Here is a 22999-nt window from a genome sequence, read left to right as displayed (position 1 = left end):
ATAAATAATAAAAGCGAGTTGTACGCATTGATACTATTTGCTTTTGTTATATATATTAAGAGGCCCGATTCAACCCTCTGGTCATTCCTGATATTTAAACCAGCGAAACCATTTCGGGCACAGCTTCAAACAGATCAGTCACCAGCCCGTAATCGGCCACCTGGAAGATCGGCGCTTCTTCGTCCTTGTTGATCGCCACGATCACTTTGGAGTCTTTCATGCCGGCCAGGTGCTGGATCGCGCCGGAGATACCGACCGCGATGTACAGCTGTGGAGCAACGATCTTGCCGGTCTGACCGACCTGCATGTCGTTGGGTACGAAACCTGCGTCGACCGCGGCGCGCGAAGCACCGACGGCAGCGCCCAGCTTGTCGGCCAGGGCGTACAGGTGTTTGAAGTTGTCGCCGTTCTGCATGCCGCGACCGCCGGAAACGACGATCTTGGCAGCGGTCAGTTCAGGACGATCGGACTTGGCCAGTTCTTCGCCAACGAAGCTCGAGGTGCCAGCGTTGTGCGCAGCAGCAACCGCTTCAACAGCAGCCGAACCACCTTCAGCAGCCACCGGGTCGAAACCGGTGGCACGCACGGTGATCACTTTGACCGCAGCGTTCGACTGAACGGTAGCGATGGCGTTACCGGCGTAGATCGGGCGCTTGAAGGTATCAACGCTTTCCACCGAGATGATCTCGGAGATCTGGTCAACTTCCAGCTGAGCGGCAACGCGCGGCAGGATGTTTTTGCCGTTGGAAGTCGCGGCAGCCAGGATGTGGCTGTAGCCAGCGCCCAGCTCGGCTACCAGCGGCGCTACGTTTTCCGGCAACTGGTGAGCGTAGGCAGCGTTGTCGGCCACCAGCACTTTGGCCACGCCAGCGATTTTCGCAGCGGCTTCAGCCACGGCGCCAGCGCCCTGGCCAGCGACCAGAACGTGGATGTCGCCGCCGATTTTGGCAGCGGCAGCCACGGTGTTCAGGGTGGCCGGAGCCACTACCTTGTTGTCGTGTTCAGCGATTACCAAGATAGTCATGATTAGATTACCTTCGCTTCGTTTTTCAGTTTCTCGACCAGTTCAGCCACCGACTTGACCTTGATACCCGCGCTGCGTGCAGCCGGCGCTTCGACTTTCACGGTCTTGTTGGTGGAGGCGGTGGAAACGCCCAAAGCGTCCGGAGTCAGCACTTCGAGAGGCTTCTTCTTGGCTTTCATGATGTTTGGCAGGGACGCATAACGCGGCTCGTTCAAACGCAGGTCGGTGGTGACGATGGCCGGCAGTTTCAGGGAAACGGTCTGTGCGCCGCCGTCGATTTCGCGGGTCACGGCAACGCTGTCGCCGGACACTTCGACTTTCGAAGCGAAGGTGCCCTGACCGTAACCGCTCAGTGCAGCGAGCATCTGGCCAGTCTGGTTGTTGTCGCTGTCGATGGCTTGTTTGCCAAGGATTACCAGCTGAGGCTGTTCCTTGTCGACAACAGCTTTGAGCAGCTTGGCAACGGCCAGGGAAGTCAGATCTTCAGCGGATTCGACGAGGATGGCGCGGTCGGCACCCAGAGCCAGCGCGGTGCGCAGTTGCTCTTGAGCGGTGGACGGGCCGACGGAAACGACGACGATTTCAGTCGCAACACCTTTCTCCTTCAGGCGTACGGCTTCTTCCACTGCGATTTCGCAGAACGGGTTCATCGACATCTTGACGTTGGCGAGGTCGACGCCGGAGTTGTCCGCTTTTACGCGGATCTTGACGTTATAGTCGACCACACGCTTGATCGATACCAAAACTCTCATAGCAGGGGGCCTCCAAACAAATTTCATGCGCAGTATCAGTGGGCGATATCGGTGTCGGCCATGGAGCCCGCGTTGCTGGGCTCACAGACCGCGTGAATACCTCCTGAGTTACCGCCGCCGGTGGGCGTCGTGGGCGTACCGGCGGAGGCAACTCTTTATGGGTGTCTTTTAAATCGGGTGTATTCGGACGTATCAGCGATCAGCGTCAGGCTTCGTCGGTGTGGTCCATGCACTCAGGGACAGAAATTGCCTAGCGCGCGCCATCACCGGGGCATCGATCATTTCGCCATCGAGTCTGAAGGCGCCTCGGCCATCGGCCGCATCGAGGACGTGGCGGGCCCAAACCAGTTCTTCCTCCGTCGGTGCCAGGGCGGTGTGAACCACGGCAACCTGTTTCGGATGAATACACAGCATCCCGGCGAAGCCCATATTGCCAGCGGTGCGGGCGTAATGTTGCAGACGCTCGCTGTCTTCGATGTTCGAGAACACGCTTTCCAGCGGAGCGGCCAGGCCGGACAGACGAGTCTGCAACAGCAAGGAGTACCGAACTTGATCGAACATGCGTTCTGCGCCATAGCTGGTCACGTCCAGGCCCAGATCCAGCCCAAGGTCCAATCGGCCGTAGGTCAGGCGCACGACACCGGGTACGCGTGCCATAGCCGGTAGCGCATCAAGGCCCAGGGCACTCTCAACGATAGGAATCATCATCTTGCCCGTCGCAGATACCCGCAGCAGTTGCTCCGCCGTTTCAGCCTTGGGTAAAAAGATGCCTTCGACGCCTGGGTGACAACACATTTCCAGGTCGGCTTGATGTTCGGCATGGCCGGCCATATTTACCCGAACCCAGACGCGGGCAGTGGTGTTGGTGTCAAGGAACGCGCTCAGGTTGGCGCGCGCCTTGGCTTTTTGTTCTTCTTCGACCGCGTCTTCGAAATCAACGATAACGATATCTGCGCCGCTGATCAGCGCCTTCGTAAAGCGCTCCGGGCGATTCCCCGGAACGAAGAGGGCAGAACGCAATGTTGGGTTATGCATCGGCATCTTCCCTCAGAACGAGCGGGGCAACTCGAGCAGATGCTCGGCCACGTACGACAGGATCAGGTTGGTTGAGATCGGTGCAACCTGGTACAGACGGGTTTCGCGGAATTTTCGCTCTACGTCGTACTCGCAGGCGAAACCGAAGCCACCGTGGGTTTGCAAGCAAGCATTAGCCGCTTCCCAGGACGCCTTGGCTGCGAGGTACTTGGCCATGTTGGCGCTTGCGCCGGCGTTGATTCCGCTGTCGTATTCTTCGCAGGCGCGCCAACGCATCAGGTCAGCCGCTTCGATTTCGATGTGGGCTTCCGCGATCGGGAACTGCACGCCCTGGTTTTGTCCGATCGGACGGCCGAATACCACACGGTCGCGGGCATAGGCGCTGGATTTCTCGGTGAACCAGCGTCCATCGCCGATGCACTCGGCAGCGATCAGGGTACGCTCTGCATTGAGGCCATCAAGGATGTAGCGGAAGCCTTTGCCTTCTTCACCGATCAGGCTGTCGGCCGGCAACTCAAGGTTGTCAAAGAACAATTCGTTGGTTTCGTGATTGACCATGTTGGCAATCGGCTGCACGGTCAGGCCCTTGCCGATGGTCTCGCGCAGATCGACGAGGAAAATCGACATGCCTTCAGACTTCTTCTTCACCTCCGCTAGCGGTGTGGTGCGGGCGAGGAGGATCATCAGGTCGGAATGTTGGATACGCGAGATCCACACCTTCTGGCCGTTGATCACGTACTTGTCGCCCCTGCGCACGGCGGTGGTCTTGATCTTGGTGGTGTCGGTACCAGTGGTAGGCTCGGTCACACCCATCGATTGCAGGCGCAGTTCGCCACTGGCCAGTTTCGGCAGGTAGTAGGTCTTCTGCGCGTCGCTGCCATGACGTAGCAGCGTAAACATGTTGTACATCTGGCCGTGAATGGTGCCGGAGTTGCCGCCACAGTAATTCACTTCTTCCAGGATCACCGAGGCTTCGGCCAGGCCCAGGCCGGAACCGCCGTACTCTTCGGGGATCATTGCCGACAACCACCCGGCCTGGGTCATGGCGCTGACGAAGGCTTCAGGAAAACCTTTTTCTTCATCGATCTTGCGCCAGTAGGCAGCGTCGAACTCGGCACACAGGGCGCGGACGCCTTCACGGATGGATTTGATGTCTTCGCTGTTACGGTGGCTCATGGAGCGTTCCTCGAATTGGGCGTCCGCGACCAAGGCGGGCGCATTTTTTATAGAGTCAGTCGAAATGCACTTCGGCTTGCTGGCAAAGGCCGCTCGCATTGCTTGCCCACAGTTCGGCGGTGCCGGAACCCGTGTGTCGTCCACCGAGTTGGAAGTCGTCCGGGGCAATCAGCGGACGCAGCCCGCGGAAACTAAAGCGGCGCACGCGGGCCAGGGGATTGGCGCGCACGAAAGCAGTCATGCTCAGGGTGGCGGTCAATGGGCCATGAACTACCAAGTTGGGGTAGCCTTCGGTCTCTGTGACGTAGGGCCAGTCGAAGTGAATGCGGTGGGCATTGAAGGTCAATGCGGAATAGCGGAACAGCAACACCGGAGTGGGGCTAAAGTTCTCCCTCCACTCGGATTCAGGCACTGGCTCACCTTGCCCCAGCTTGGGTGGGCTAGGCTCGCGGTAGACAATGTCTTGTTCTTCCGAGATGCATAGCTGGCCGTCCTGCCAATACTCATGCTTGAGTGTCACGAACAGCAGCGAGCCCGTGTGACCGGTCTTTTCCGCGATCTTTTCGATCCGGGTCTTGCGGGTGGCTTGCAACCCCACGCGCAACGGCTCGATGAAATCCAGGCGCCCGCCAGCCCACATCCGGTTGCGACCATGAGCCGGCGGCATGAAAGTGCCGAGTGCCGGGTGCCCGTCCGTACCCAGATCGCTGCTGTCGGCTGGCTCCGTAAAGAAGCACCAGTGCCAGAGCCACGGAAGTTCTTCACCCTGACCAGGAACTTTCACGTTGAAAGTCGCGGCAATGCGCTGGATCAGGTTACGGCTGAACTGGTCGTGGGCTTCCTGGGTACGTCCCAGCCATTGGGATGGATCGAAACTGAGCATGTCTGGCATCCGCTGATGTTGTGCGATGCATGATGCTAGGAGCGTGGCGAGAGGGGGAATTAGCTTTTGCGGAAGAGGGGGTCAACTAATGGCTAAGGAGGTAGGCCATTCAGTTTTAGCGGTGAGGGTTTGAGCGGCAAGGCAAACGCATCCGCTGGATCACAGGCACAACTCAGGAGCTTAAGCCAGGCGAAACGCGGGCTTTCGCGATGCAAAATTGCCGGCGCGTTCGTTGACCGCCCATGCTGTGCGCATTGCCCCCATTGAGGTTGAGCTGCAATGAAAAACGCGCTGATCGTTTCGCCCCTTCGCACACCCATCGGCAAGTTTGGCGGCGCGCTGGCTCCGCTCACAGCCGAGCATTTGGCCTCGTTCATGATTAGCCAGGTGATGGCGCGCACGGGAGTGCTGGGACACTCACTGGACGAGGTGATCGTCGCACAGTCCTACGCCTCCAGTGAGGCACCGTGCATCGGTCGATACGCTGCGTTGTCCGCGGGCCTACCTGTTGAGGTGCCGGGCTACACGCTGGATCGTCGTTGCGGCTCGGGCCTGCAGGCGGTGATCGATGCTTCCATGATGGTCAAAACTGGCAATGCCGAAGCGGTGCTGGTGGTTGGTGTAGAGAGCATGAGCAACATTGAGTACTACAGCACCGACATGCGCTGGGGCGCGCGAGCTGGCAGCGTGCGCTTTCATGACCGCCTGGAGCGCGGTCGCGAGCGTTCGCAGCCTTCCGAGCGATTCGGGCACATTTCCGGGATGCCGGAAACCGCCGATAACCTGGCCCTGGACTATGGCATTAGCCGCGAGGAAGCGGATAGCTTCTCCGTGCGCAGCCACCAGAATGCCGCGGCTGCCTGGCGAGAAGGGCGCTTCGCCGATGAAGTGGTCGCGGTAGATGTGCCCGGCAAGCGCGGCGCCGTCACGCGGGTAACAATAGACGAGGGCATTCGTGAGGACGCCAGCCTCGAAAGCATGAAGGCCCTCCGCCTCATTCGCCCCGAAGGCGTGTGCACGGCGGGCAATTCCAGCCAGCAGAACGACGCGGCAGCGGGCTGTCTGGTGGTGTCGCCGGAGTACGCCGCGCGTCACGGATTGACGCCAATGGCGCGTCTGGTGGACTGGGCCGCCGCGGGTTGCGAACCCTCGCGTATGGGCATCGGGCCAGTACCTGCCACGCAAAAGCTGTTGATGCGAACCGGGTTGAGCCTGGCCGAACTGGACTTGATCGAGCTCAACGAAGCCTTCGCTGCCCAGGCCCTGGCGGTGCTCAAGGCCTGGGGCCTGGACGACTTGTCCCGGGTGAACGTCAACGGTTCGGGGATTTCGTTGGGCCACCCCATTGGGGCCACGGGTGTGCGCATTATGACCACGCTGTTGCACGAAATGCGTCGGCGCGAGGCACGCTATGGCTTGGAAACCATGTGCATCGGTGGCGGCCAGGGACTGGCGGCGTTGTTCGAGCGCGTTTGATCGACCGATGCCGTTTGCGCGGCTGTACACTCGCCTTAAGCGCTTCTTAAGGTGCTGTTAACGAGATATCAACTGCGCAGTCGGTACCGGCAACGGATAATCCGGAAAAACCAGCGGCACAGCCGCGAACTAACAAAAACCGTTGAGGTACAAAGCCATGATGCAGTCCCGCATGATCGGAGACATTAAAGTTACCCGTATTCTTGAATACGCGGGCCCGACCCATGATCCCGCGTTCCTGTTTCCGGGCATGGAGGAGGGTGTACTGCAACAGCACCGTGACCTGATGGCGCCAAATCACTGGATCGAGCACATGAACAAGTTGCTGGTCACTATCCAGTTCTGGATCGTGCACGTGGGCAGCAACATCATTGTGATCGACACCGGCGTCGGTAACTTTAAGCCGCGGCCGGGCATTGCGCGCATGAACATGCTCAACACCCTGGTCAAGGAGTGGATGATCGCCGCTGGCGCACCGCCCGAGAAAGTCACACACGTGGTCATCACCCACCTTCACTCCGACCATGTGGGCTGGAACACCACCTGGCAGGACGGCCGCTGGGTGCCGACGTTCCCCAATGCGCGTTACTACCTGCCCAAGGACGACTTCGATTTCTGTCACCAGGGCAAGAACAAGGAAGCCGGCGTGATTGACGTGTTCGGAGAGTCGTTTTTCGACAGCGTGATGCCGATCGTCAACGAAGGCCTTGCAGAAATGATGTTGCCAGGTGAAGAAATCGCCGATTGCCTGGTGGTCGAAGCTGCGCCGGGGCACAGTCCTGGTCAGGTGGCTTTCCGTGTGCGATCTCAAGGGCAAGAAGGTATTTTCTGTGGCGACATCCTGCACAGCCCGATCCAGATCGTGCGCCCGGACATCAACTCCGGTTACTGCATCTGGGAAGACATCGCTCGCCGCACCCGTCTGGAATTTCTCAATAACGCGGCCGACCGCGAAGCGCTGATCATGCCGGTGCACTTTGGTGAGCCGCATTGCGGTTTCATCCGTCGCCAGGGCAACGGCTTCGTGTTCGAGCCGTCGCACTGGGTTTGATACCGGCTTGTTTGCCGTGCTTGTAAAGTAGCCGCGACCGCGCCGGTCGTGGCTATGTTGAATGCCACTAGGCAGACTCAATGTACTGTGAGTACAGTAAGTCTCACTTGGCAGGAACCGTCCGACCATGGCGATGCATTTCGATATCACCGATTTCCGTCTGTTCATCAACATCGCGGAAACCAGCAGTCTTACCCGCGGCTCCGAGCGCTCGTTCCTTTCGGTGCCCGCAACAAGCAACCGTATCAAAAACCTGGAAGAAAACCTCGGCGTGCGCTTGCTCGAGCGCTCGCCTCAGGGTGTGACCCTGACCAACGCCGGCAAGACCTATTTACAGCACGCGCGGGTGATCCTGTCCCAGCTGGAAATGCTCACCGGCGATCTACAGCAATACACCGACGGCCTCAAGGGGCAGTTGCGCCTGCAAGCCAACACCACCGCGATTACCGAATACCTGCCGCCGGTGGTGGGTGAGTATCTGATCAGTCATCCGGATGTGCACATCGACATGCGCGAGCGTCTCAGTGACGACATCGTGCGTGCCGTTCGCGAGGGCAGCACCGATCTGGGCATCGTGTCCGGGAGCGTGGTCACCGACGGCTTGCAGAGTGTGCCGCTGGTATCCAGCCGTTTGATGGTCATCGCGCCGCTGGATCACCCAATTCTGTTGCGCGGTGATGTGTTTTTTAAGGAAACCCTGCAATACGCCTTTGTATCGTTGCTCGAGGGCAGCGCAATCAATGTGTTCCTCAGCCGCGCCGCCGCCGCGTTGCACCTGCCGCTGACCATTCGGGTACAGGTTGCCAGTTCCGACGCCATCTTCCGTATGGTCGAAGCAGGGGCCGGTATTGCCATCGTGCCTCAGGCCAGTTACGACCGGCTCAAGGGGCGGCAGGGTATCGGTGCCTGTCAATTGCTTGATCCCTGGGCGGTGCGGACCTTCCAGCTCTGTTCCCAGGATTTCGACGGCCTCTCGACCTTCGCCCGCGAATTCGCCGACGCGCTCATCGAGCGTTACCGCACGGTCTAGATCCGCCTGAATTGCCTCCCCATAGATGCAGAAATCCACTGTAGGAGCTGCCGCAGGCTGCGATCTTTTGATTTTGTTTTTAAAAATCAAAAGATCGCAGCCTCGTTGCACTCGATAGCTTCTACAGGGTTTCGCGCATGTTACGCAGGCAGCCATTAATCGATCGTTAATTCGCCCTTTCGAAGTCCGAAATTGTGGGCCTCGGGCCGCACTGGCAAGCTGATTCAAACGCGGGGTAGCGCCTTGCACTGCTTGCCAGACTCCGGCCTGGCCCCAAGAACGAGAAAGGATGTATAGCGATGATCAACAAGCTGTTGCCTAGCGCCATTGAAGCGCTGGCGGACATTCCCGACGGGGCTGTGGTGGCCGTGGGCGGCTTCGGCGGCGCTGGCATGCCCGACGACCTGATTCAGGCATTGATCGCTCAGGGCGCGACCGACCTGACTCTGGTCAGCAACAACGCCGGCCAGGGCGATACCGGTTTGGCCGCGCTGCTCAAGGCGGGCCGCGTTCGCCGGATCCTTTGCTCCTACCCGCGAATGAACGGTTCTCATGTGTTCGAGACCCTCTACCGTGCCGGAAAAATCGAACTGGAGATCGTCCCTCAGGGCAACTTGGCCGAGCGCCTGCGGGCCGCCGGCTGCGGCATCGGTGGTTTTTACACGCCGACTGGCTTTGGCACCTTGTTGGCCAAAGGCAAGGAATCGCGCACCATCGACGGCCGCAACTACGTGCTCGAATACCCCATCCACGTTGACTTCGCCTTGATCAATGCTGAGGAGGGCGATCGCTGGGGCAACCTGGTGTACCGCAAAACCGCGCGCAATTTCGCCCCGATCATGGCCATGGCCGCGCACAACACCATTGCTTCGGTCGGTCGCGTGGTGGAGTTGGGTGAGCTTGATCCGGAGCGGGTCATCACCCCCGGTATCTTCGTCAAACACATTGTCCAGCGCACCGATGTTGCGCCGGCACAGCAGCAGGTGGGATGAACAAAAATGGACAAAAACATTCGCAACGCAATGGCGGCTCGCGTCGCCCGCGACATCCCTGAAGGCGCCTACGTCAACCTGGGCATCGGCCTGCCAACCCTGGTGGCCAACCACCTGCCACAGGAGAAGGACATTTTCCTGCACAGTGAAAACGGCGTACTGGGGCGCTGGGTGGCCGCGCTTCCCGGTCAGGAAGATTGGGACATGATCAACGCCGGCAAAGAGCCGATCCAGCCGCTACCGGGCGTCGCATTCTTTCACCATGCCGACTCCTTCGGGATGATGCGCGGGGGCCATCTGGACATCTGCGTCCTTGGCGCATTCCAGGTCGCAGCCAACGGCGACCTGGCCAACTGGCATACCGGCGCTAAGGATGCCATTCCCGCAGTAGGCGGTGCGATGGACCTGGCGATCGGCGCCAAGCGCATCTTTGTGATGATGGATCACCTGGGCAAGGACGGTCAGAGCAAGTTTTTGTCCGCCTGCACCTACCCATTGACCGGGCTGGGCTGCGTCAGTCGGGTCTACACCGACATGGCCACCCTGGAACTGACCGATGACGGTGTGTTGGTGCTGGAGCTGATTGGCGATGTCACTGCCGAACGTCTGCAGGAGCTGACACCCGTGCCACTGGACTTTTCCATCCTCAACTTAGCATCAATGGCTAAGATATAAGGCGCCGGTCATGGAGCTGCATACCTCTGGACAGTACTGGGATCAGCGGGACCTGACCGAATTGCTTGCGCTGGATCTGGATGGGCAAAACCGATACCGCAGCCATACCAGTGACGTCGACAACCACGGACATGTCTATGGCGGACAATTGATCGCCCAAACGCTTTGGGCGGCGGCGCAAGGCTTGGAAGGGCGCAGCCCCAGTCTGTTGCAAATGACCTTTCTCAATGATGCCAGCCCGCTGGACACCATTGAGTACAGCGTGGAGTTGCTGCAGGACGGCCGATGCTTCTCCAACCGGCATATCTATGGCGTGCAGGGCACCGGCCTGGTGTTGAGCGCCAACGCGTCATTCCAGAAAACCAGCACTGACAGTGGCAGGGTCTATCACTTGGACCGCCTGCTGCCGACACCCGAAAGCCTGCCGACTCTCGCCGAATCGGCCGCCAGTCAGATGCATCAGGGCCACGCTCTTCGTTTGCGCTTAATTGACCGGCCTGTTCTTGACGTGCGGCCAATCCACGCTGAAAGAGCGGGCGGGCGACCAGACGATCAGCCCGAGGTCGGCTACTGGGTGCGTTTGAACCAGCCGCTGCCGAACGAAGGTTGTCTGCACCCTGCGGCGCTGGCCTATATGTCCGACTGCTGGCTCAACCGATGTCTGGTGCCGTCGCCTTCGATGCCTGATCCGTGGCAGCACGGCCGCGTCAGTCAGCTCAATCACAGTCTGTGGTTCCACAGCTCGTTAATCGATGCCAACGACTGGCTGCTTTTTCTGAGCGAGCCTGTTCGTAGCCTGGCCGGTCGCGGTTTGGTCACGACCCACATTTATCAGCGTTATGGCCGGCTTGTCGCGAGCATGACTCAAGACATGTTGCTGTCGCCGTTGGTTGCGTGAATGAGATGGTCTTAGCTATTGCGAAAGAGGGACTTCCACAACGGCAAATGGGCAGAAGCAACGAACTCCCTCATGCTGCGAATGCGGATTGCGCATCGGTAACAGAAACACCCATGGCGTTGCTCTGAGGCCATGAGCAGTTCACCAATAACAATAAGGAAGGTCATCATGTTCGATTGGTACAGGAAAGGCTCGCCTCGTGAACGCAAGACATTCTGGGCCTGCTACTCCGGCTGGGCGCTGGATTCCTACGACATGCAGATGTTCAGCTTTCTGCTGCCAACGATCATTGCCCTGTGGGGGCTGACCAAGGCCGAAGCCGGCATGGTCGGCACTGCCGCATTGCTGTCGGCGGCCATTGGCGGTTGGGCCGCCGGTATTCTCAGCGACCGCCACGGTCGTGTGCGCATCCTGATCTTCTCGATTCTCTGGTTCACTTTTTTTGGTGTGGTAGCCGGCTTCGCGCAAAACTTCGAACAGTTGCTGATCGCCCGGACCTTGCAAGGTTTCGGCTTCGGCGGTGAATGGGCGGTAGGTGCTGCGCTGATGGCTGAAGTGATCAACCCGAGTAATCGCGGTCGCGCGATGGGCTTTGTGCAGTCGGGCTTCGCACTGGGTTGGGCAGGCGCGGTAATTATCATCACCGTCATCCTCAGCCAGTTCCCGGCGGAACTGGCTTGGCGTGTCGCGTTCTGGTTCGGGGTCATCCCGGCACTGATGGTGTTGTTTATCCGCCGTCACGTCAAAGACTCCGATGCGTTTGTTCAGGCCGTTGCAAGCAAGGCGCCCAAAGCCTCTTTCTCGACCGTGTTCAAACCGCAGTACCGGCGGCTGACAATGCTATCGAGCATTCTGGTGGTCGGTCTGCAAGCGGGCAGCTACGTGATTCTGGTGTGGATACCGTCGTTGCTCAAGGACCGTGGTGTGGAGTCCGGTTCGTTGATCGCTACCATCCTGGTCATGGCGCTGGGCTGCTTTGCCGGTTTCGCCAGTACTGCTTATCTGGCGGACAAACTGGGACGGCGTCCGACGCTGATCGTGCTGTCGCTGATGTCGTGGATCGTGACCGTCACCTACATGATGATCCCGCTCAATCCACTGGTCACCCACGTCATGGGTTTCCTGGTGGGCTTCGCCGCCATTGGCATGTACGCGGCGCTGGGGCCGTTTCTCAGTGAATTGTTTCCCACCCATGTGCGCACCACCTGCATGGGCTTTTCCTACAATGTCGGCAAGTCGGTCGGTGCCACGGCGATCACAGGCGTCGGTGTGCTCTCGGTGCATGTCGGCCTGGCGCAAGCGATCGGCCTTTTTTGCCTGTGTGCTTATGCAATCTCCGTGGTGGCCTTGTTGCTGCTACCGGAAACCAAGGGCATCAGCATTGAAGTGCTGGATGCACAAGACCCGGCCGCTGACGCTGCCGCCCCTACAAATTCCACAACGCCGAAGACCGCCTGAGCGCCGTTCTTTAGCCATTCATCGAGGTCCCCATGATTCGTATCCTTTATCTGTTGGTTAAACCGGAAAGCATGAGCCACGAGCAGTTTCGAAAAGAGTGCGTGGTGCATTTCCAGATGTCCGCCGGAATGCCGGGGCTGCACAAATACGAAGTGCGACTGGTTGCCGGTAATCCTACGGATACCCACGTGCCGTATCTGGACGTAGGCCGTATCGATGCGATCGGTGAATGCTGGTTTGCCAGTGAGGAGCAGTATCAGGTCTACATGGAATCCGATATCCGCAAGGCCTGGTTCGAACATGGTAAGTATTTCATCGGCCAGCTTAAGCCCTTCGTCACTGAAGAGCTGGTTTGAGGTTTCGCGCCGCCGCTGGCAGGGGGCGCTCGTTCAACAACAATATCTGGAGTTCAACATGCTGTATTGCGTAGAAATGACCGTCAGTATTCCCCGTGACATTCCGCTGGACGAAGTGGAGCGGATCAAGGCGTCGGAGAAGGAAAGGGCCATCGACATCCAGGAGTCGGGCAAGTGGCCCCACCTGTGGCGCGTCGTGGGCGAGTACTCCAACATCAGCATCTTTGACGTCGAAGGTAACGATGAACTGCACAGCCTGCTGTCGAGTCTGCCTCTGTTCCCTTTCATGAAGATCAAAGTCACCCCGCTGGCCAAGCACCCGTCGTCGATTTTCTGATTGTCGCGGCGGCCCGCAACGGGCCGCCATTTTCCATTTGAGCCCTGTCTGCCTTGGGTCCTGTACCACAGGGCCCGGCTCGCTATTGCCAGGGTTTTGCCATGCCTCTCGAATTACAAGCCAATGCACCGGACCTCTCCAGCCTGATCCGACCCGGGGACACCGTGTTATGGGGACAGGCGAACGCCGAGCCGCTGACCCTGACCCGTGCGCTCATGGCACAGCGTCATGATTTCAAACGCATCCGGGTGCTGCTGGGCATTGCCAACAGTGACACCTGCCGGCCCGAGCATGCCGATGCCGTGGACTTTCTCGCCTATTGCGGTGCCGGCGCAAATCGTGCGCTGGCTGACGCCGGTGTGCTGGACATTCTTGCTTGCCACTACTCTGAAATGGCGTCGCAGTTGAGTTCTGGGCAATTGCGCGTCGATGTTCTGATGCTGCAGCTTTCGCCGGCGGATGCCAACGGCCGGCACAGCCTCAGTCTGGCCAGCGAATACTTGCTCTGTGCGCTGGAACAGGCGGCCGTGGTGATCGGGGAGGTCAATCAACAGGCTCCCTGGACCTATGGTGAGCGTACCCTGGGTCTGGATGAACTGGACGCTGTGGTCTACACCGACCGTGCGCCCCTGGCGAGCGAAAGTGCGAGCATTCGCGAGGTAGACATGAAAATCGCCAGGGACATCGCCGACTTGGTCGAAGACGGATCGACCCTGCAGACGGGCATCGGTGCCATACCGGATGCAGTGCTCAGCGCCTTAAATGACCACCACAATCTGGGTGTGCATTCGGGCAGCATCGGCGACGGCGTCATGCGGCTCATGCAAAGCGGCGTGGTCAATAATTCACGCAAGAGCAGGGACGCCTGGCTCAGCGTGGGCGGCGTGCTGATTGGCAGCCAGGCATTGGCGCAGTTCGCCCATCGCAACCGGTCAGTGCATATGCGTTCCAGCGCCTATACCCACGACGCTCAGGTGCTGGCCAGTCTGGATCGTCTGGTGGCGATCAACTCCGCGGTGGAGGTCGATCTCACCGGGCAAGTGAACTCTGAGGTCGCGGCAGGCAGTTACCTGGGCGCGGTAGGGGGATCACTGGACTTCATCCGCGGCGCCCATCGTTCACGGGGCGGTCTGCCGATCATCGCACTGCCGTCCAGCGCACGGAGCAACAGTCGAATCGTTGCCCGCCTCAATGGTCCAACGACCATTCCCCGCAGTGATGCCGGGCTCATCGTCACCGAGTTTGGCGTCGCCGACCTGCGTGGACTGACCATGAAGCAAAGGGTCGACAAAATGCTCAGCATCGCCGCCCCGCAGCACCGAGCCGATCTGGAGGCGGCGTGGGCGCGGGGAGGGCTCGCAGGATCCTGACGGTACCGACAGTCCCGAGCGAGGGCGGAGTCAGTCGTCGAAAACCACTTCCTTTCCTGGCAGATCGTGGGGCAGCGCGGCGCTGACACCCGGTTGGTCGTTCTCGAACAAGGTACGCACGGTCTGGCGAATCCATTGGTGACGCGGGTCGTTCTGAAACCGCGCATGCCAGTACTGCTTGATGTCGTAAACCGGAAAGCCGTCGGGCAATTCGACGCTGCGAACATTGGCGTATTTCGCGTAAAGGCTGGCGACGGTCCGGGGCAGCACGACCACTAGGTTCGACCGCTCGATAATTGAAGCCGTACTCATGTAGTGACCCATCTGCAAAACGATATTTCGCTTAACACCGGCCTTAGCCAGGTAGCTCTCATACATCTCCTGATTACGCCCGCCATCGCGCACTTGTACATGTTCCAGGGTGCAGAATTCATCCAGGGTCAATTGTTCGTGCCGGATCTTGTGCCCCCCTCGGATCAGGCAGACCAGGTCATGGGAGAACAATCTTTGCTGATAGATGTTCGCCGCGCCGAGGTCAGGAAAGTAACCCATGACCAGGTCGACCTTGCCTTCGCGCAGATGCTCGTCCACGTCCTTGGCGGCCAGACTCAGGCTGCAAATCTGCGCAAGCGGCGCGACGCTGCGAAGGTGCCCGAGCAGCATCGGTAGAAAGGCGATTTCGCCAATCTCGCTCAAACAGAACATGAAGGGGGCGGTGCTGGTGGATGGGTCGAACACCGGATTGCTGAGGATGTCGCGGTCGATGATGTCGATCACCTCCCGCGTGCGATCAATGATGCTTTGGGCTCGTGGCGTTGCGGCCATTGTCTGACCCGAACGTACGAACAGCGCGTCTCCCAGTGACCGCCGCAAACGGGCCAGTGCCGCGCTGGCGGCTGGTTGACTCATGCCTAGACGTTGTGCCGCGGCGGTCACGTTGCCGGCTTCATGGACGGCCAGAAGCACTCTGAGAAGATTCAGATCGGTTTTCATGGGTATAACCAAAACAAATAAAATGAATAAAGATAATTTGCTATTTTTATTTTTGCCGCGACGCGAGGATTAAGTCCACATAAAAATAACGTTCGAGGCCGCTTCATGATCAATCTTCACGACATCCGCTATGTCCGTCTGGGGACGCCGGATCTGGAACAAACCCGCCTCTATGCCACCCAGATTCTGGGTCTGGAAGTGGCCCGGGTTGCCAATGGCGCCATCTATTTCCGATCCGATGATCGCGACCACACTTTGTGTTACTACGAAGGTGACCCGCAGGAGGCCACCGCGGCTTTCGAAGTGAGCACGCCCGAGGAGATGGACCATGCCGCGCAGGTGCTCGAAGATAATGGCTTTGCTGTTCGTCATGGCACTCGCGAAGACATCGAGTTGCGTGCGGTCAATGACCTGATCCAGTTCCGCGACCCGAGTGGCAACCGCATCGAATTGGTGCTCGGCCCTCATGCCAGTGGCGTGCGGCATTTCCCCTCGCGGGATGCCGGCAATACCGGTTTCAACCACATCGGCCTGCGTACCACCAACGCAAAACGCGACGAAGCGTTCTGGACACGCCTGTGCAACGCCAGGGTCAGTGACCGCATCGGCGAGGCGGCGCTGCTGCGCATCGATGAGGTGCATCACAAGATTGCGCTGTTTCCGTCCTCGCATGCGGGCGTGCAGCACATCAACCATCAGGTCGAAACCGTCGATGACATCATGCGCGCCTGGTACTTCCTTCGCGAGCGTGGCATTCGGATTCTCTTCGGCCCCGGTCGCCATCCGACTTCGGGCGCCTACTTCCTGTATTTCGAAGGGCCCGATGGCATGACATATGAGTACTCCTCGGGGGTCAGGCACATCAGCGCCGAGGAGGAAGCCGGTTACCGGCCACGGCAGTTCCCGGCGGTCCCTACGTCGTATTGCTGCTGGGGGTCGAAACCCGATATTGCGGAATTCCGTTCGTGAGTGGCGTGACCGCCACGGCCGCCCAGCAACGAGAAGTGCGGCTAGCGGCACGGGCATTGGCTCGGGCGGGCCTGGTGCATGCCTATGGTCATTGCAGCCTGCGCCTGGACGCGCATCACTTCCTGGTGTGCGCAGCCAAACCGATGGGGCTGATCGGCCCGGGAGAACCCGGTGTGGTGGTCCCCGTCGAGGGCCCGTTGCCGGAAGGCGTGCTGGGTGAGGTGCGAATCCATCAGCAGATCTATCAGCGTCGTGCCGATGTCGGTGCAGTGATTCGCAGCATGCCCGATCAGGTCATGACGTTGTCCTGCGCCGGTATTACGCCAAAGTCACGGCATGGCGCTGGCGCCTATTTTCACTCGTCCATACCTCTATGGGATGACCCGCAACTGTTGCGCGATGACGTTCAGGCGGCGGCGCTGGCCGAGCAACTGGCGGACGGTCCGGCATTGGTGATGCGCGGCAACGGCGCCGTTGTGGCCGGTGCCTCGCTGGTCGAGGCGCTGACGCTCAACTGGTACTTGGAGGATGCCGCTCATATCGAGTTGCAGCTGCATGCCGCGGGGCTGGCTGACCGGGTGCCGCCACTTGACGATGAGCAAACACGACAACGAGCGACTTACTCCGGTCGGATCTTCGAACGTATGTGGGATTACCTCACTGCCGGTGACATCGAGGCGGTCGAGCTCACACAGCAAGGAAACTGAACATGGCCACACTGCCTCTTAATGAGTTCCGCAATTTCATTGATAACCAATGGTGCGAGGGCGTTCGCACGTTCGATAACCGCAACCCCGTGGACAATAGCCTGATCGGCAAGGTCCACGAAGCCGGCCAGGCACAAGTGGACGCGGCGGTCCAGGCAGCCCGGGGCGCCTTGCAGGGCCCCTGGGGCAGTATGACCGCTGCGCAACGCATCGCTATTTTGCACAAGGTCGCCGAAGGTATTGAAAGTCGTTTCCAGGAATTCGTCGCCGCGGAAATCGCCGATACCGGTAAGCCTTACGATCTGGCCAGTCACCTGGACATTCCCCGTGGCGCGGCGAATTTCAGGGTGTTTGCAGACCTGCTGAAAAATGTCCCGAACGAATGTTTCACCATGGACACCCCCGATGGTGGCAAGGCGGTCAATTACGCCGTACGTGCACCGCGCGGCGTCATCGGGGTGATCTGTCCGTGGAATCTGCCGCTGTTGTTGATGACCTGGAAAGTCGGCCCCGCGCTGGCCTGCGGCAATACCGTCGTGGTCAAACCGTCCGAAGAGACGCCGGCGACCGCCACTTTGTTGGGTGAAGTCATGCTCGAGGCGGGGGTCCCGGCGGGTGTCTACAACGTCGTGCACGGCTTTGGTGAAAACTCGGCCGGTGCGTTTCTGACCGCTCACCCGGACGTCAACGGCATCACCTTCACCGGTGAAACCGGCACCGGCGAAGTGATCATGAGGGCAGCGGCCAAGGGCCTGCGTCCGGTGTCCCTGGAGCTGGGCGGCAAGAATGCGGCCGTGGTATTTGCCGATGCCGATCTGGAAAAAGCCGCCGCGGGCGTCGCTCGTTCGGCCTTTGAGAACAGCGGCCAGGTCTGTTTGGGCACCGAGCGCGTGTATGTCCAGCGTCCAGTGTTCGAACGTTTTGTCGCAGCGCTCAAGACAAAAGCTGAATCCCTGCGCGTGGGCATCCCCTACGAACGGGGGGTGAACATGGGCCCGCTCATTTCTCTGGGCCACCGTGAAAAAGTGCTGGGTTACTACCGTCAGGCCGTCGCCGATGGCGCTACCGTGGTCACCGGCGGAGGCGTTCCTGAGTTCAATTCCGAGTTGGCAGAAGGTGCCTGGGTACAGCCCACCATCTGGACCGACTTGCCGGAAAACTCAGCGGTGATCCGTGAGGAGATTTTCGGCCCGTGTTGTCACATCGCCCCCTTCGACGAAGAAGACGAGGTGGTGCGTCTCGTCAATGACACGCCGTACGGCCTGGCGGCCAGCGTCTGGACCTCCAACCTGCAAGTGGCCCACCGCATGGGCTCGGTTCTCAACGTCGGTGTCTGCTGGATCAATTCGTGGTTCCTGCGCGATCTGCGCACCGCTTTTGGCGGTGCGAAGCAGTCGGGTATCGGCCGAGAGGGCGGAGTGCATTCCCTGGAGTTCTACACCGAATTACGCAACGTTTGCGTGCGCCTGTGAGGTCTTTCATGAATACCCAGACACTGCATGCCTTGGGCAGCGAGTTGCACAATGCACTGACCAGCCGTGAGGCGATCGATCCCCTGAGTGAACGGTATCCGCAGCTGACGATTGAAGACGCCTACCAGATCCAGCTGGGCATGATCCAGGCGCGACTGGATGCCGGTCAGACCATCATCGGCAAGAAGATTGGGGCCACCAGTAAGGTCGTGATGGACATGCTGGGTGTGGATCAACCGGACTTCGGCCACCTGCTCAGCGGGATGTTGTACAGCGACGGTGCGGCGATCGAATGCGCCGGACTGATCGCCCCCAAGGCTGAAGGGGAAATCGCATTCGTGCTCAAACACGATTTGACCGGCCCCGGTGTCACGGTGGCGGATGTCATTCGGGCCACGGACTTTGTCATGCCTTGTTTCGAGATTGTCGATTCGCGCATTCGAGACTGGAAAATCCGCATTCAGGACACCGTCGCCGATAACGCTTCGGCCGGTGCATTCGTGCTGGGCAGCGAGTGCGTCGATCCACGGGATGTCGACCTGGCCTGTGTCGGCATGACACTGGAAAAAAATGGCGAACTGATTGCGACGGGCGCTGGCGCTGCGGCACTGGGTCACCCAGCCAATGCCGTCGCGTGGCTGGCCAATACGCTGGGGCGCTTGGGTATCGGCCTGAAGAAAGGCGAGGTGATCCTGTCCGGCTCACTGGCCGCCATGGTGCCGGTCAAGGCCGGTGATCAATTGCGCATAAGCCTGGGCGGTATCGGCTCTGCGTCCGTTCGTTTCGTTTGAGGGGATCCCATGAAACTGACACACGAGACGGTCATCGAGCTGGCCCTGCATCTGGAAAGAGCTGAGTTGACAGGTGTGGCCGTGACCAAAATAACTGACAAATTCCCTGATATGGACTGGGAGGACGAGTATGCCATTCAAGACACGATTCGCCGCCACAAAGAGCAGCGAGGTGTGCGCATCGTCGGGCTAAAGATGGGGTTGACCTCGTTCGCAAAAATGAAACAGATGGGCGTCAGTGAACCGGTCTACGGCTTTCTGACGGACTACGGTTCGTGCATGGATGGCTCGGCTATCGATGTCGATCATTTGATCCACCCCAAGATCGAGGCGGAAATTGCCTTTGTCCTCAAGCACCCATTGAAGGGCCCAGGCTGTCATGTGGGCGATGTGCTGGCCGCCACCGACTTCATTATTCCCGCCGTGGAAGTGATCGACTCGCGGTACGAAAACTTTCGCTTCGACCTCAAGAGTGTGATCGCCGATAACACCTCGGCGGCGCGCTTTGTTGTGGGCGGCAACGCCCTCGACCCCAAAGGGATCGACCTCAAATGCCTCGGCGTGGTGCTGGAAAAAAACGGCGAGGTGGTGGCAACCGCCGCAGGCGCGGCGGTGCTGGGGCATCCGGCGCAAAGCGTGGCCATGTTGGCCAACATGCTGGGCGCGCGGGGCCGTGAGCTGCCCGCGGGCACTTTCATCATGACTGGAGGCATGACCGAAGCGATCGCCGTTCAGGCGGGCGATCAGATCAATGTGCGGTATCAACATCTGGGCAGCGTTTCGATGCGCTTTCAGTCCAGCCTTCTGTGAGAACAGTCCCATGCCAATCATGCAGGTATTTCTGGTCGAAGGCCGCAGCGAGGAACAGAAGGCTCGATTGATAGCCGCACTGACCGACGCGGCCGTGAGCTCGCTGCAGGCGCCCATCGAATCGGTGCGCGTCATCATCAACGAAATGCCGAAGACAGATTTCGGTATTGCTGGCAAAACCGCCAAGGCGCTCGGGCGTTAGGTGCGAGGAAACCGTTATGAATACAAACAAGAAGAAAGTCGCGATTTTGGGTTCGGGCAATATCGGCACGGACTTGATGATCAAGATACTGCGCCAGAGTCAGCACTTGCAGATTTCGGTGCTAGTGGGCATCGATGCAGCTTCGGACGGCCTGGCGCGAGCCAGAAAAATGGGGGTGGCGGTGTCCCACGAAGGCGTCGAAGGCTTGATCGGCATGCCTGAGTTCGCCGACATCGAATTTGTCTTCGATGCCACCTCTGCCAGTGCCCATCTGGACAATGAAACCTTGCTGCGTCGACATAAACCCGACATCCGGATCATCGATCTGACACCGGCGGCGATCGGTCCGCTCTGCGTTCCGGTGGTGAATCTGGAACAGAACCTCAGCGCCACCAACGTCAATATGGTGACCTGCGGCGGCCAGGCGACCATTCCCATGGTGGCAGCCGTGTCTAGGGTAGCCGAGGTTCATTACGCGGAAATCGTGGCCTCGATCAGCAGCAAATCGGCTGGGCCCGGTACCCGTGCCAATATCGATGAGTTCACCGAAACCACCTCCAGGGCCATCGAAAAAGTCGGTGGCGCAGCCAAGGGCAAGGCCATCATTGTGCTCAATCCGGCCGAGCCGCCGTTGATCATGCGCGACACCGTCTACGTGTTGTCCGCGATGGCCAATGAGGACGAGGTCAGGAGATCCGTGGAGGAGATGGTCCGTGCCGTCAACGACTATGTTCCGGGTTATCGGCTCAAGCAGCGTGTGCAGTTCGAGCAGATTCCAGTCGACGCACCCGTGAACATCCCTGGGCATGGACGTTTCAGCGGGCTGAAAACGTCGATCTTTCTCGAAGTCGAGGGTGCCGCACATTACCTGCCGGCCTATGCGGGCAACCTCGACATCATGACTTGCGCCGCTTTGGCCACCGCAGAGCGCATCGCGCGTTCGATGGTTAACTAAAGGAACACACCATGACGTTCAATCCCGGAAAAAAACTCTACATTTCTGACGTTACGTTGCGTGACGGCAGCCATGCGATTCGTCATCAGTACTCCATCGACAACGTCCAGACCATTGCCCGTGCACTGGACAAGGCACGTGTGGACAGCATCGAAGTGGCGCATGGCGATGGCCTGCAGGGCTCCAGTTTCAACTACGGCTTTGGCGCGCACACCGACCTTGAGTGGATCGAAGCGGTCAGCGATGTGATTTCTCACGCGAAGGTCGCCACGCTGCTGTTGCCCGGCATCGGCACCGTTCACGACCTCAAGGCAGCGTACAACGCCGGCGCACGAATTGTCAGGGTCGCCACCCATTGCACCGAAGCGGACGTTTCGCGCCAACACATCGAATATGCGCGCGAACTGGGAATGGACACCGTAGGTTTTCTGATGATGAGCCACCTGACCAGCCCGCAGAATCTCGCGACCCAGGCCAAGATCATGGAGACCTATGGTGCCACCTGTATCTATGTGGTGGACTCCGGTGGCGCGATGAGCATGCAGGACATTCGCGAGCGGTTCCGCGCGCTCAAGGAAGTGCTCGACCCTACGACACACACCGGCATGCACGCTCACCATAATTTGTCGCTAGGCGTAGCCAACTCGATCGTCGCCGTGGAGGAGGGCTGCGACCGCATCGACGCTAGCCTCGCAGGCATGGGCGCCGGCGCTGGAAACGCGCCGCTGGAGGTCTTTATCGCCGCCGCCGATAGGATGGGTTGGCATCATGGCACCGACCTCTACACCCTGATGGACGCCGCCGATGACATCGTCCGTCCGCTGCAGGACCGGCCGGTGCGCGTCGATCGCGAAACCCTGGCGCTGGGGTATGCCGGCGTCTATTCGAGCTTCCTGCGCCATGCTGAAGTCGCCGCCAGGCGATATGGTCTCAAGACTGTGGACATTCTGGTGGAGCTCGGCCAGCGGCGCATGGTGGGTGGCCAGGAAGATATGATTGTCGATGTGGCGCTGGACTTGCTCAATTGTCCGAAGATCTACCCGACCTGAACCCCGGGCTTGATTGGTGCACTGGCGCAACAGGCTTTGGTGATTTTGCTGTATTGCGGTATCAGGGCGCGGAAAATAAAGTCGGGTGAAAGAAAACAACAACAAAAACGAGGATTGCTGGATGAATTACGCAATGAAAGCGATGTTTGACTGTGTCGACAGCAAAAACATCGAAGGCTTCCTGAGCTACCTGGCGGATGACGTCGAATTCCGCTTTGGCAACGCACCGAAACTGGTGGGCAAGGTGGCGATCAAGGACGGTGTGGGCGCCTTTTACTCGCAGATCCAGGGCCTTGAGCATGTCATGACCGGCGTGTGGGAACTCGATCACGTGACTATTATCGAGTTCGACAGCTACTACACCAAACACACGGGCGTCACCGTTGGCGTGCCGTGTTGTGTTGTCCTGCGTTTCAGTGCCGATCGACTGATCAACGATTACCGGATCAACATCGACCTGTCCCCGGTGTTCGCTAGTGTGCCCGACAGTCATCTGATCCGCGCCACCGCCTGACCTTCGTTCCAGGTTCCCCTGCCA

The 22999-nt window shown here is 59.4% G+C and carries 25 protein-coding genes; 19 read left to right on the top strand and 6 right to left on the bottom strand.

All coding sequences use genetic code 11. The features are described from left to right. Positions 1-94: 94 nt before the first annotated feature. From CAF73_RS04955 to CAF73_RS04935, 5 genes are all read right to left on the bottom strand, one after another. Positions 95-1024, bottom strand: coding sequence for an electron transfer flavoprotein subunit alpha/FixB family protein (locus tag CAF73_RS04955; RefSeq protein ID WP_085702105.1), 930 nt, complete (start codon positions 1022-1024; stop codon positions 95-97). A gap of 2 nt (positions 1025-1026) precedes the next feature. Beyond that, positions 1027-1776, bottom strand: coding sequence for an electron transfer flavoprotein subunit beta/FixA family protein (locus CAF73_RS04950; RefSeq protein ID WP_075944513.1), 750 nt, complete (start codon positions 1774-1776; stop codon positions 1027-1029). Positions 1777-1968: 192 nt separating this feature from the next. Next, a complete protein-coding gene (locus tag CAF73_RS04945; RefSeq protein ID WP_075944514.1) occupies positions 1969-2811 on the bottom strand; it encodes a CoA ester lyase in 843 nt (280 codons plus the stop codon). Between the two features lie 12 nt (positions 2812-2823). Beyond that, positions 2824-3987, bottom strand: coding sequence for an acyl-CoA dehydrogenase family protein (locus CAF73_RS04940; RefSeq protein WP_075944515.1), 1164 nt, complete (start codon positions 3985-3987; stop codon positions 2824-2826). A 55-nt stretch (positions 3988-4042) separates the two neighbouring features. Then, on the bottom strand, positions 4043-4870 hold the full coding sequence (locus CAF73_RS04935; RefSeq protein ID WP_075944516.1) for a MaoC family dehydratase N-terminal domain-containing protein: 828 nt from the start codon (positions 4868-4870) through the stop codon (positions 4043-4045). 279 nt (positions 4871-5149) lie between these two features. Between CAF73_RS04935 and CAF73_RS04930 the strand changes: the two genes are divergently transcribed. The 10 genes from CAF73_RS04930 to CAF73_RS04885 all read left to right on the top strand — a co-directional run bounded on the left by CAF73_RS04930 (position 5150) and on the right by CAF73_RS04885 (position 14513). Further along, positions 5150-6346: an acetyl-CoA C-acetyltransferase gene (locus CAF73_RS04930; protein ID WP_085702104.1), complete on the top strand. Its 1197-nt coding sequence runs from the start codon at positions 5150-5152 to the stop codon at positions 6344-6346. Positions 6347-6503: 157 nt separating this feature from the next. Next, positions 6504-7397, top strand: a complete 894-nt coding sequence (locus tag CAF73_RS04925; protein WP_075944518.1) for an MBL fold metallo-hydrolase — start codon at positions 6504-6506, stop codon at positions 7395-7397. Positions 7398-7524: 127 nt separating this feature from the next. Next, the gene (locus CAF73_RS04920) at positions 7525-8427 is read left to right on the top strand and encodes a LysR substrate-binding domain-containing protein (protein ID WP_075944519.1); all 903 of its coding nucleotides are present in this window, start codon (positions 7525-7527) and stop codon (positions 8425-8427) included. Positions 8428-8726: 299 nt separating this feature from the next. Next, positions 8727-9419: a 3-oxoacid CoA-transferase subunit A gene (locus CAF73_RS04915; RefSeq protein WP_085702103.1), complete on the top strand. Its 693-nt coding sequence runs from the start codon at positions 8727-8729 to the stop codon at positions 9417-9419. 6 nt (positions 9420-9425) lie between these two features. After that, positions 9426-10094: a 3-oxoacid CoA-transferase subunit B gene (locus CAF73_RS04910; RefSeq protein WP_075944521.1), complete on the top strand. Its 669-nt coding sequence runs from the start codon at positions 9426-9428 to the stop codon at positions 10092-10094. Between the two features lie 10 nt (positions 10095-10104). Beyond that, the gene (locus CAF73_RS04905; RefSeq protein WP_075944522.1) at positions 10105-10992 is read left to right on the top strand and encodes an acyl-CoA thioesterase II; all 888 of its coding nucleotides are present in this window, start codon (positions 10105-10107) and stop codon (positions 10990-10992) included. A gap of 168 nt (positions 10993-11160) precedes the next feature. Next, a complete protein-coding gene (locus CAF73_RS04900; protein ID WP_075944523.1) occupies positions 11161-12450 on the top strand; it encodes an MFS transporter in 1290 nt (429 codons plus the stop codon). A 32-nt stretch (positions 12451-12482) separates the two neighbouring features. Next, positions 12483-12806, top strand: coding sequence for a 4-methylmuconolactone methylisomerase (locus CAF73_RS04895; protein WP_075944524.1), 324 nt, complete (start codon positions 12483-12485; stop codon positions 12804-12806). Positions 12807-12864: 58 nt separating this feature from the next. Next, complete coding sequence (gene catC, locus CAF73_RS04890; protein WP_075944525.1) at positions 12865-13143, top strand: muconolactone Delta-isomerase; 279 nt, start codon at positions 12865-12867, stop codon at positions 13141-13143. A gap of 101 nt (positions 13144-13244) precedes the next feature. Further along, entirely contained in the window at positions 13245-14513 is a 1269-nt protein-coding gene (locus CAF73_RS04885) for an acetyl-CoA hydrolase/transferase family protein (protein WP_085702102.1), read from the top strand. Between the two features lie 30 nt (positions 14514-14543). On the opposite strand, the gene CAF73_RS04880 is transcribed toward CAF73_RS04885, so the two are convergent. Then, positions 14544-15506 carry a LysR family transcriptional regulator gene (locus CAF73_RS04880; RefSeq protein WP_075944527.1) on the bottom strand — a complete coding sequence of 321 codons (963 nt, stop codon included), beginning with the start codon at positions 15504-15506 and terminating at the stop codon, positions 14544-14546. A gap of 105 nt (positions 15507-15611) precedes the next feature. Between CAF73_RS04880 and CAF73_RS04875 the strand changes: the two genes are divergently transcribed. The 9 genes from CAF73_RS04875 to CAF73_RS04835 all read left to right on the top strand — a co-directional run bounded on the left by CAF73_RS04875 (position 15612) and on the right by CAF73_RS04835 (position 22975). Further along, complete coding sequence (locus tag CAF73_RS04875; protein ID WP_075944528.1) at positions 15612-16475, top strand: VOC family protein; 864 nt, start codon at positions 15612-15614, stop codon at positions 16473-16475. Positions 16476-16510: 35 nt separating this feature from the next. Next, positions 16511-17182, top strand: a complete 672-nt coding sequence (locus CAF73_RS04870) for a class II aldolase/adducin family protein (RefSeq protein WP_075944940.1) — start codon at positions 16511-16513, stop codon at positions 17180-17182. A gap of 2 nt (positions 17183-17184) precedes the next feature. Beyond that, a complete protein-coding gene (locus CAF73_RS04865) occupies positions 17185-18654 on the top strand; it encodes a 2-hydroxymuconic semialdehyde dehydrogenase (RefSeq protein ID WP_075944529.1) in 1470 nt (489 codons plus the stop codon). 8 nt (positions 18655-18662) lie between these two features. Continuing rightward, positions 18663-19445, top strand: coding sequence for a 2-oxopent-4-enoate hydratase (dmpE, locus tag CAF73_RS04860; RefSeq protein WP_075944530.1), 783 nt, complete (start codon positions 18663-18665; stop codon positions 19443-19445). Between the two features lie 9 nt (positions 19446-19454). Further along, positions 19455-20255 carry a 2-oxo-3-hexenedioate decarboxylase gene (dmpH, locus tag CAF73_RS04855; protein WP_085702101.1) on the top strand — a complete coding sequence of 267 codons (801 nt, stop codon included), beginning with the start codon at positions 19455-19457 and terminating at the stop codon, positions 20253-20255. 10 nt (positions 20256-20265) lie between these two features. Further along, the gene (locus tag CAF73_RS04850) at positions 20266-20457 is read left to right on the top strand and encodes a 2-hydroxymuconate tautomerase (protein ID WP_075944532.1); all 192 of its coding nucleotides are present in this window, start codon (positions 20266-20268) and stop codon (positions 20455-20457) included. Between the two features lie 16 nt (positions 20458-20473). After that, positions 20474-21412 (top strand): acetaldehyde dehydrogenase (acetylating), encoded by a 939-nt coding sequence (locus tag CAF73_RS04845; protein WP_075944533.1) that lies wholly within the window; start codon positions 20474-20476, stop codon positions 21410-21412. An 11-nt stretch (positions 21413-21423) separates the two neighbouring features. Then, on the top strand, positions 21424-22461 hold the full coding sequence (gene dmpG, locus CAF73_RS04840; RefSeq protein WP_085702100.1) for a 4-hydroxy-2-oxovalerate aldolase: 1038 nt from the start codon (positions 21424-21426) through the stop codon (positions 22459-22461). Positions 22462-22582: 121 nt separating this feature from the next. Then, the gene (locus CAF73_RS04835; RefSeq protein WP_085702195.1) at positions 22583-22975 is read left to right on the top strand and encodes a nuclear transport factor 2 family protein; all 393 of its coding nucleotides are present in this window, start codon (positions 22583-22585) and stop codon (positions 22973-22975) included. Positions 22976-22999: the final 24 nt, after the last annotated feature.

The organism is Pseudomonas sp. B15(2017), assembly GCF_002113215.1.
Lineage (GTDB): Bacteria > Pseudomonadota > Gammaproteobacteria > Pseudomonadales > Pseudomonadaceae > Aquipseudomonas.
Note: the sequence above shows the minus strand (reverse complement) of the source record. Positions and strands in the feature narration are given on the sequence as shown.

Bases quoted from the DNA above. Each gene is read 5' to 3' on its own strand.
- CAF73_RS04955 (WP_085702105.1), bottom strand. From the start codon at position 1,024: ATGACTATCTTGGTAATCGCTGAACACGACAACAAGGTAGTGGCTCCG.
- CAF73_RS04950 (WP_075944513.1), bottom strand. From the start codon at position 1,776: ATGAGAGTTTTGGTATCGATCAAGCGTGTGGTCGACTATAACGTCAAG.
- CAF73_RS04945 (WP_075944514.1), bottom strand. From the start codon at position 2,811: ATGCATAACCCAACATTGCGTTCTGCCCTCTTCGTTCCGGGGAATCGC.
- CAF73_RS04940 (WP_075944515.1), bottom strand. From the start codon at position 3,987: ATGAGCCACCGTAACAGCGAAGACATCAAATCCATCCGTGAAGGCGTC.
- CAF73_RS04935 (WP_075944516.1), bottom strand. From the start codon at position 4,870: ATGCTCAGTTTCGATCCATCCCAATGGCTGGGACGTACCCAGGAAGCC.
- CAF73_RS04930 (WP_085702104.1), top strand. From the start codon at position 5,150: ATGAAAAACGCGCTGATCGTTTCGCCCCTTCGCACACCCATCGGCAAG.
- CAF73_RS04925 (WP_075944518.1), top strand. From the start codon at position 6,504: ATGATGCAGTCCCGCATGATCGGAGACATTAAAGTTACCCGTATTCTT.
- CAF73_RS04920 (WP_075944519.1), top strand. From the start codon at position 7,525: ATGGCGATGCATTTCGATATCACCGATTTCCGTCTGTTCATCAACATC.
- CAF73_RS04915 (WP_085702103.1), top strand. From the start codon at position 8,727: ATGATCAACAAGCTGTTGCCTAGCGCCATTGAAGCGCTGGCGGACATT.
- CAF73_RS04910 (WP_075944521.1), top strand. From the start codon at position 9,426: ATGGACAAAAACATTCGCAACGCAATGGCGGCTCGCGTCGCCCGCGAC.
- CAF73_RS04905 (WP_075944522.1), top strand. From the start codon at position 10,105: ATGGAGCTGCATACCTCTGGACAGTACTGGGATCAGCGGGACCTGACC.
- CAF73_RS04900 (WP_075944523.1), top strand. From the start codon at position 11,161: ATGTTCGATTGGTACAGGAAAGGCTCGCCTCGTGAACGCAAGACATTC.
- CAF73_RS04895 (WP_075944524.1), top strand. From the start codon at position 12,483: ATGATTCGTATCCTTTATCTGTTGGTTAAACCGGAAAGCATGAGCCAC.
- catC (WP_075944525.1), top strand. From the start codon at position 12,865: ATGCTGTATTGCGTAGAAATGACCGTCAGTATTCCCCGTGACATTCCG.
- CAF73_RS04885 (WP_085702102.1), top strand. From the start codon at position 13,245: ATGCCTCTCGAATTACAAGCCAATGCACCGGACCTCTCCAGCCTGATC.
- CAF73_RS04880 (WP_075944527.1), bottom strand. From the start codon at position 15,506: ATGAAAACCGATCTGAATCTTCTCAGAGTGCTTCTGGCCGTCCATGAA.
- CAF73_RS04875 (WP_075944528.1), top strand. From the start codon at position 15,612: ATGATCAATCTTCACGACATCCGCTATGTCCGTCTGGGGACGCCGGAT.
- CAF73_RS04865 (WP_075944529.1), top strand. From the start codon at position 17,185: ATGGCCACACTGCCTCTTAATGAGTTCCGCAATTTCATTGATAACCAA.
- dmpE (WP_075944530.1), top strand. From the start codon at position 18,663: ATGAATACCCAGACACTGCATGCCTTGGGCAGCGAGTTGCACAATGCA.
- dmpH (WP_085702101.1), top strand. From the start codon at position 19,455: ATGAAACTGACACACGAGACGGTCATCGAGCTGGCCCTGCATCTGGAA.
- CAF73_RS04850 (WP_075944532.1), top strand. From the start codon at position 20,266: ATGCCAATCATGCAGGTATTTCTGGTCGAAGGCCGCAGCGAGGAACAG.
- CAF73_RS04845 (WP_075944533.1), top strand. From the start codon at position 20,474: ATGAATACAAACAAGAAGAAAGTCGCGATTTTGGGTTCGGGCAATATC.
- dmpG (WP_085702100.1), top strand. From the start codon at position 21,424: ATGACGTTCAATCCCGGAAAAAAACTCTACATTTCTGACGTTACGTTG.
- CAF73_RS04835 (WP_085702195.1), top strand. From the start codon at position 22,583: ATGAATTACGCAATGAAAGCGATGTTTGACTGTGTCGACAGCAAAAAC.